General features: G+C 59.9%; 4 protein-coding genes and 4 pseudogenes. 6 read left to right on the top strand and 2 right to left on the bottom strand.

What is annotated here, in order from left to right; all coding sequences use genetic code 11:
* Both EOA33_RS16075 and EOA33_RS16070 read left to right on the top strand, forming a co-directional pair.
* Positions 1–1,487: potassium transporter Kup (locus EOA33_RS16075; RefSeq protein ID WP_145989164.1), on the top strand; the 1,487-nt coding region annotated here is incomplete at its 5' end.
* Positions 1,488–1,794: 307 nt separating this feature from the next.
* A pseudogene (locus EOA33_RS16070) lies at positions 1,795–2,255 on the top strand (OB-fold nucleic acid binding domain-containing protein); the annotation flags it as partial.
* Between the two features lie 512 nt (positions 2,256–2,767).
* Here the strand turns inward: EOA33_RS16070 and EOA33_RS39070 are convergent.
* Positions 2,768–3,264: pseudogene (locus EOA33_RS39070) on the bottom strand (aldehyde dehydrogenase family protein); the annotation flags it as partial.
* 650 nt (positions 3,265–3,914) lie between these two features.
* Here EOA33_RS39070 and EOA33_RS16055 point away from each other — a divergent pair.
* Both EOA33_RS16055 and EOA33_RS16050 read left to right on the top strand, forming a co-directional pair.
* Positions 3,915–4,214 carry a helix-turn-helix transcriptional regulator gene (locus EOA33_RS16055; RefSeq protein WP_210326673.1) on the top strand — a complete coding sequence of 100 codons (300 nt, stop codon included), beginning with the start codon at positions 3,915–3,917 and terminating at the stop codon, positions 4,212–4,214.
* Positions 4,204–5,520, top strand: coding sequence for a HipA domain-containing protein (locus EOA33_RS16050; protein WP_063169281.1), 1,317 nt, complete (start codon positions 4,204–4,206; stop codon positions 5,518–5,520). The genes EOA33_RS16055 and EOA33_RS16050 overlap by 11 nt, the downstream gene beginning before the upstream one ends.
* Before the next feature lie 569 nt (positions 5,521–6,089).
* Here EOA33_RS16050 and EOA33_RS39730 read toward each other — a convergent pair.
* Positions 6,090–6,446, bottom strand: a complete 357-nt coding sequence (locus EOA33_RS39730) for a hypothetical protein (protein ID WP_126080678.1) — start codon at positions 6,444–6,446, stop codon at positions 6,090–6,092.
* 516 nt (positions 6,447–6,962) lie between these two features.
* Here EOA33_RS39730 and EOA33_RS40500 point away from each other — a divergent pair.
* Together EOA33_RS40500 and EOA33_RS40495 are read left to right on the top strand one after the other, a co-directional pair.
* Positions 6,963–7,495: pseudogene (locus EOA33_RS40500) on the top strand (IS21 family transposase); the annotation flags it as partial.
* Positions 7,496–7,505: 10 nt separating this feature from the next.
* Positions 7,506–7,819: pseudogene (locus EOA33_RS40495) on the top strand (ATP-binding protein); the annotation flags it as partial.
* Positions 7,820–8,167 lie beyond the last annotated feature (348 nt).

The following is an 8,167-nucleotide window of genomic DNA, read 5'->3' as shown; positions in this document are numbered from 1 at the left end:
CGGTCGAAGGTATGAATGTCGTCACGCCGACGTTCCAGCCCTATGTGGTGCCGCTGACACTGGCCATCCTGGCGATCGTGTTTGCGGTACAGCGGTTTGGCACCGGCGGCGTAGGATTGGTGTTCGGACCCGTTACCGCGCTGTGGTTCCTGGCCATCGGCCTTTCCGGGCTCAACCACATCATGGACGACCCGGAAATCCTGCTGGCAATCAGCCCGCATTACATCGTGTCGTTCCTGGTCAACTCGCCTGACGTCGCCTTCGTTACGGTTGGTGCAGTCTTCCTCGCCGTCACCGGAGCCGAGGCGCTCTACGCCGACCTCGGCCATTTCGGCCGCAAGCCGATCGTGCTCGCCTGGCTGGCGATCGTGTTCCCTTGTCTGTTGCTCAATTATGTCGGGCAAGGCGCCTTCGTGCTGGCAAATGGCGGCGTTGTCGGTCATCCGTTCTTCGAGATGAACCAGGGCTGGACGCTTATTCCGATGGTCGTGCTTGCCACGGCGGCGACCGTGATCGCCTGCCAGGCGGTGATCTCCGGCGCCTTTTCGCTGACCAGGCAAGCGGTACAGCTCAACATGCTGCCGCGTTTCGTCATCCAGCACACGTCGGAAAAACAGTCGGGCCAGATCTATCTGCCGCGCATCAACCTGATGCTGGCGCTGGTGGTGATGCTGCTGGTGGTCGGCTTCGGCGAATCCAGCCGGCTGGCCTCGGCCTACGGTATTTCGGTGACCGGCAATATGCTGGTGACGAACATACTGCTTTTTGTTGTGATGACGCGCATCTGGAAATGGCCGCTCGGCGTCGCGATAGCCTTAATGGCGGTGTTCGTCTTCATCGATACCGGCTTCTTTGCAGCTAACATCGTCAAGGTATTCGAAGGCGGCTGGGCCTCGCTTGCCATTGCCGCAGTGATCGTGATGACCATGTGGACTTGGATAAGAGGCAGCAGGTATCTATTTGACAAGACGCGCAGGAACCAGATTCCGCTCGATTTCCTTGCGGGCAATCTGTTGAAGAAGAAACCGCAGCTGGTGTCCGGTACGGCCGTGTTCCTGACCAGCGATCCCGCCAGTGCGCCGACCGCGTTGATGCACAGCCTGAAGCACTACAAGGCGCTGCACGAACAGAACGTCATCCTCTCTGTGGTGACGGCGCAGCAGCCCGTGGTGCCCGACAGCGAGCGGATCAAGATGGAAACGATCAATGAGCTGTTCATGCGGGTGACACTGACCTTCGGCTACATGGAACAGCCTAACATCCCGCGTGCGCTGGCGATCTGCCGCAAGCAGGGTTGGAAGTTCGACATCATGACGACGTCCTTCTTCCTGTCGCGTCGCTCGCTCAAGGCGTCACCCAACTCCGGCATGCCGGTGTGGCAGGACAAGCTGTTCATCGGCTTGGCGCGCACGGCCGCCGACGCGACGGAGTATTTCCAGATCCCGACCGGACGTGTGGTCGAGATCGGAACGCAAGTGGCCGTTTAGGTATGCCCGGTTAAGCAGAATCAATTGGCATTTCGCGAGCCGGTGAATGCCTGACCGGGCGGAGGCCACGATGCTTGCGCCAAACTGGGGTCCGGTTCCAGGCCTGAAGCTTCCGGCCCCGAAAGCCGTCCTTTACGCCTGCGATCATTTCCGTTCCGCATTGTCTTGCCGACCCACCAGTCGAGATGCGCTGAAACGACCTCGCCGGGCAGCAACTTATCATTTGAACCTAATCGATGTGCCGCAAGTCCGACCTTCATTCTTCAGTTCACAGGCTAGCGTTGCCAAAATCGGCGTGCCGCCTAACCGGCGCCGCACCGTGACCTGTCAGGATGCTATGCAGGCGCGAGGCAGAAGCTGGCTCGAGGCCGCCGGCCTGGTGCTGGTCCGGCAGCGGCCGGGCTCGGCCAAAGGCTTCATGTTCCTCTGGAGGATGAGACGGGTGCGGCAAACGTCGTCGTCTGGGTCAAGATCTCTCGAGAAATTCCGGCGCGTGCTTCTTGCTTCGGCCATGCTCGGCGTCCGCGGACGCATCCGACGGAAGAGGAGGTGGTGCACCTCGTCGCCCACGAGCTGACCGATCTGTCGGCCGGGCTGGCCAGCGTGGGAAACCGCAAGACGCCGTTTCCGTTGCCGCACGGCCGAGGGACGAGGCTCATCACGGCGGATCGGGCATCGATCCGCGCGGCATGCCGAAGGGGCGCGACATCGTCGATGCAGTATGACCATATCGACCCTATCAAGTTCAAGACGCGTAACTTCCGGTAGCGCTTCCGGAGGCCACTTCAGCAGCATGTTGTGCACACTTTTGTCGGACCCTGTTAACTGCCGATTGGCAGCAGGTCACCCCGTGCCGGATCCCAAATGTCGTCGCTCTCAAGCGCAACGACTGCCCGCACCCTTTTTAAGTCAGCGAGCACCTCCACCGCCGGACGCCGCCCCGTTTCCTGAGCCGCGGCGTAACGGGTGTATTTGTGACTGTCCGGCTCAAACCACTTCAACGATTCCAAAGTAGCCATGGCATCGCCCTTGCGGCTGCGCGTGATGCGAATGATCGTGATCCCATCCTAAGCGCTCGCGTCGAATGGAGACACGCTGCCAACGCTTCATCTGCTCTACCCCATCTTTGTTCCAAGGCGGTCGGATCATCTCAATGAGCCCTGCCTCGGGGTGGCCAAAGCATGCATATTTATCGTTCGGCCCCGCATCGAATTATCATCTGCGATGTGGGACTCGATCTTGGGTTGGCGACGGCTTCGCTCCGGGAGTAGACGTCGGACCACTGATAAGTGCCGGACCTTCTCCACAATTTCTCGGCGGACTCATCGTGAACGCTCGATTGGACGTAAATGCGGTTCGCGGAAACGCAGGTCTGGCCGGCATTGCGGAACTTCGCCTGGACCGCACCGTCAACAGCACCGTCAATGTCGGCATCATCGAAGATGATGAAAGGTGCATTGCCGCCGGTTTCAAGGCTGACCTTCTTGATCTGGTCAGAGCACTGACGCATCAGCAGCCGTCCGACCTCGTTCGAACCGGTAAAGCTGATCTTTGGAATTGGTGCAGAGTTCACGGCCCACGCGATCACCTTCGGACGCATAGATCAGGTTGACCACGCCATCGGGAAAGCCGGCCTGATGGCGAGAGCAAACATTGCACCTAGCCACGCCACGATAAGATCGAGCGCGGCTTCGTTGCGTGCGGGTCTGTGGTCAGTGGAGGGCGGAGGAAAAGCGCTCGGCGTGCTCGCCCTCGCGATACCACTGGTTCGCGCCGGCAAGCGCCAGTTTCTGAGGCAAATCGCCGAACAGCTGGTAGAGCCTTACTCTCAGGGCTTGGCATCTATGTCGCCTACGACCGCCACATGCAGCCCGTCGCGTGCGAAAGCGGCTTTGTGGAAGGCGCTTAGATCGGAGGGCGTTACGCTAGTCAGCCTCCCTTGGGCGGTCTCGAATACGGATGCGTGCGTAGATTCCGCGCCGCCAGGCCAGCTCGGCGATCGCATGAGGTTCGCGCTCATTGGCAATGATTTCGGAGAGAAGCTGGGCGCGTATGCGGTCGAAAAGTGCTGGTGTAGCCGGATGCGGGTCCCGCCGCCGAGAATGTCGGCCAGCAGTCGAGCGCCGCGGCCCCGCACCAGGGACCGCCCATGAATGACTCATGCGAGGCGTCTCAAGGCTGTCCGCGATCCAGCGCCAGATCTCCGCCTCGCCCGAGACGCGCAGAGCTGGCCGGTTGTGCAGGAGCCGTCGGCAATATCCGCCTTCCTCGTTCGGATGGGTAACGCTTGCGATACGGAGTCTTGACTTTGGCAGTCGCTCTGTGACATTACCTATATAAAGTTCGAAAGAAGGCGATATGGATCATGCATAGGTCACAGAGACCCGAATGAAGGCAACGTATAAACGCACCTATTCGCGCTACGCGATGGAAGCGCTTGGCCTTTTCGGTAAGACCATCCGGCTTGGCCGGATGCAGCACCGGTTAACCGCACAGGAGTTAGCCGAGAGAATCGGTGTTTCACGCAGCACCCTGCAGCGCATCGAGAAGGGCGATCCCAAAGTCGAAATCGGACTGATGTTCGAAGCTGCTGCCATTGTCGGTGTGAAGCTGTTCGATGCCGACGGCAATGGCATCACAGCCCTCACAGGCCGCATGGACGATCGCATCGCGCTGCTGCCGAAGCACGTCTACAAGGCCGGCAAGCAGATCGTCGATGAGTTCTAAGGTCCCCAAGTACGACGAAGCCTATGTCTGGGTCTGGCTGCCGGGCGAGACCGCGCCGGTTGTCGCCGGGCGGCTATATGCCCATGACGGACTCGTCAGCTTCAACTATGGCAGGAGCTTTCGTGAACTGGGAAGCGCGATCCCGCTTTATCTCCCGGAACTGCCCCTGAAGGCAGGCGAATTGCCTTTGCTTCCTGGCCTAACCATGCCGGGATGCATCCGCGATGCTGCCCCTGATGCCTGGGGACGACGGGTTATCCTAAACCGCAAATTCGGTGTGAAGGGCGATGAAATCGCGCGGCTCGATATTTCAGAACTGACGTTCTTGCTGGAATCAGGCTCGGACCGCATCGGCGCGCTCGATTTTCAGTTTTCGCCAATGCATTACGAGCCGCGCGCACTGGCCAATGCCACTCTCGAAGAGCTTGTCCAATCGGCGGAGCGGGTAGAGAAAGGTATTCCGCTCACCCCCGAATTAGATCAGGCGCTGCATCACGGCAGCTCGATCGGCGGCGCAAGGCCAAAGGCGCTGATCGAGGGTGACGCCGTCAAGCATGTCGCGAAATTTTCCTCGTCTGCCGACCTTTACAGCGTCGTCAAAGGAGAATTCATAGCCATGCGGCTTGCCGCCTTGTGCGGCATCAGAGCGGCATCCGTCTCGCTCGTTCGCGCCGCAGGCAACGACGTGTTGCTCGTCGAGCGATTCGACCGGATCAAGGTCACGGGCGGCTGGCAACGCAAATCCATGGTCTCAGCGCTGACGATGCTCGCGCTCGATGAGATGATGGCGCGTTACGCCAGCTACCAGGATTTGGCGGAGATCATTCGCCACCGATTCACCGCGCCGTCGGAAACTCTGCGCGAGTTGTTCAGCCGCATTGTCTTCAACATACTTTGCGGCAACACCGACGATCATGCCCGCAACCATGCGGCATTCTGGGACGGCGCTAAGCTCACCCTCACGCCTGCGTACGATATTTGTCCGCAGGCCCGCAGTGGCCAGGAGGCCAGCCAGGCCATGCTCATCAGCGGCAATAACCGCATGAGCCGGATAGCGTCCTGCCTTGAAGCGGCGCATCACTTCCTGCTCAGCGCGCCGGAAGCTCTTGCGATTGTTGAAGGCCAGCTCCGATGCATTGCGGAGAATTGGCCGCGTGTCAGCGAGGAAGCTACGCTATCCGGCACAGATCGCAATCTGTTCTGGGGCCGACAGTTCCTCAATCCCTACGCTTTTACGGCGCTGGAAGGAAGCGCCGACGTTCTCCGCGCTCTGGCTGACGAACTACGCAACAGTGTTCACGCCTGATCCGGCGCTGGATTTCGGACAAGCTCGGCAAGCGCAAGACGCCCACAATATCGACAACCCTTGCCGTGCCAGGACGAAGATTGAACAAACGGCTCTTCAACAGTGACAACGTGCACTGCGGAGAGATGTGGAGCTGACACCGCAAAAGCCCAAGACGCGCGACTTCCCGCGATACAACTCCACATAACTGAGCGTCTACAAGCGGTGCAGCCAGCCAAACATCCAGCCATCAAAGCGATGATCGTCTGATCTTTTGCCGATGACATCACGTCGGGGAAGCCTTGTTCGAGCGCTTGCCGCTTCATATCGATACCGGCCTGGGCGTAGCGCATCGTTAGTTCAGCCCGAGTGGCCTGGCCATCGACTGATGGTGGCGATGTCAACACCCGCCTTGACGAGGTGGATGGCCGTCGTGTCCCGCAAAGGGCGATGATGGATGCTTTTTTCCGCCATGGTGGTTCCTTCGCCCGCAGCCATGTGTGCGCAGCAAGTATGGAACACCGAACCGGGTGAGCAGTGTGGGGCGGTCGTTGCTTTGCTCGGCGGGACAGGGCGATACCAGACGAAGGTCACAATCGAAGATTCAGGATCCCTGAACTCGTGCATCCGTATTGAACATCAGCGAAAACAGAGCGTAATCCCGCTGTCCAGAAGGCGTGCGGCGGACGATACGCGCCAGGACGCTCTTGATTTCCGGGCTCATCGAGATATTCGACAGGTGCCACCCACGCGCCCTCTTGAAGGGAAGTGTCACCACCAGTTGCAGCGTATCCTAATATTCGGGGTGCTCCGAAATCAGGAACCGCGCAAAGGCATCCATCGCCGCCAGCCTTGCATTGCGGGTCGCAACTGCCACGCTCGACCTCAAGTGATGTGAGAAAGCTGCCCATCCTGTCGGTATTGATGTCGGAGACCGCTTCTTTCAAGAATATCTTCCCGCTCTCCCGCGGCATGAGCCCGTGGCATGCTTCGGCCCAATGCTGTGGATTGATGTTTCTTCATGCCACAACCTCGCTGACGAGACCGCCGAAAGCCCCTTCAAAGCGGTCGGTGGCGATCTCTCGCAGCTTTGGAAGGTAGTGCATTGATTTTTCGTGGAATGGGGACCCTGTTTAAAGGGTGATTTTCGTCCAAACGGGACCCTTTAACGATGGGGTCATCAAGATGCCTCCGGCTTGATCGGAGGCATTTGTGTTTTGGATGTTGGTTTTAGAGACGATTGCAAAGATACGTCGGCTGTCGCTGGTCCAGGGGAAGTCGATCAAGGCGATCTGCCGTGAGCTGAAGATCTCGCGCAAGGTGGTGCGCAAGGTCCTGCGTTCTGAGCAGACGGAGTTCCGCTACGAGCGCAAGCACCAGCCCTATCCCCGCATGGGAGCTCGGCGTGAGACGCGGGACCGGCTGCTGTCGGCGAATGCGGCCAAGCCGCAGCGGGAGCGGCTGCCGGTCGCTTCGACGGCTTCCACTGCATTCCCCCGTCGGTGTCGAAGACCTGCACGGTGCGCTTCGACAACAACAAATACTCGGTGCTGTCGAGTGCCGTCGGTCGGCCCGTCGAGATCCATGCTTATGTCGATCGGATCGCATCCGCCAGAGGATGGCGTGGTCGTGGGAGAACACGTTCGCTCCTTTGGCCGCAACGAGGTCGTCTACGATCCCTGGCACACGGCGCGCGCCGTTCCTTAGCTGGGTCGTGCGGTCGGCAATGGAGAAGGTGCGGCGCAGCTCAAGGCGGTTGATGACGTCGACCGGCAGATGGTGTTGATCCTCACCTGGGTGCTGACCGACGGATTGAGCGCGGTCGAGGCCGCCTGTCAGGAAGCCATCGAGCACGGTGCATCGTCGGCGCCGGTGATCCTCAACATCCTGGCCCGCAGCCGCGATCCGGCGCCGGGCACGATCCTTTCCATTCCCCAAGCGCTGAAGCTAGCTCACGAGTGTCGCCGACTGCACCCGCTATGACAGTCTCAGGAGGACAAACAGCCATGGAACGCACCGAGGTACTGGAACTGATGGGAGCGCTGAAGCTCTACGGAATGCGCAGAGCCTATGACGAGATCATGGGCGCGTCGCCATCAAGCGACGGCACGAGCCGCCCAGGATTGTCGGTGATCTCTTGCAGGCCGAGATATCGGAGAAGCAGGCCCGCTCCATCAAATACCAGTTCGCTGTCGCCAAGTTGCCGCTGGCCAAGGACATCGACGACTTCGACTTCGCCGACACGCCGGTCACCCCCTGATGCGCGATCTCGCCCGGCCGCGCCTTCGTCGCCGATCAGCGCAACATCGTCCTGGTCGGCCGCCTTCACGGGTCACCCAACTCGCGCGGAAGGTCGACCGCATTGCGACGGGCGCGTGTCGACTTCCCAACAATGTCAGACAGGAGACGCAACGCTATCGGAGCGATCGCATTGCCCGAAACGATTTTCCCAGTTGGCACGACAATTGCGGTCCTATGCGCAAAAGCAAACTAGACCTGAGAGCCGCACCGCATGAATGTAGCCTCCCAATATCTGCCGCTTGTGGCGCATCACGAAGCCGGGCACGCGGTGGCCGCCATCGTTTTGCACCGTCAGACGTTCGACGACGACCGTGAACTCCCTGCTTTCTCAAGTGTTAGTATTTACCCCGACGCCGGTGACGGAGAG

This window comes from Mesorhizobium sp. M4A.F.Ca.ET.050.02.1.1, from assembly GCF_003997725.1.
Classification (GTDB): Bacteria; Pseudomonadota; Alphaproteobacteria; order Rhizobiales; family Rhizobiaceae; genus Mesorhizobium.
The sequence above is the reverse complement of the archived record's forward strand: the minus strand, read 5'-3'. Positions and strand labels throughout refer to the sequence as shown.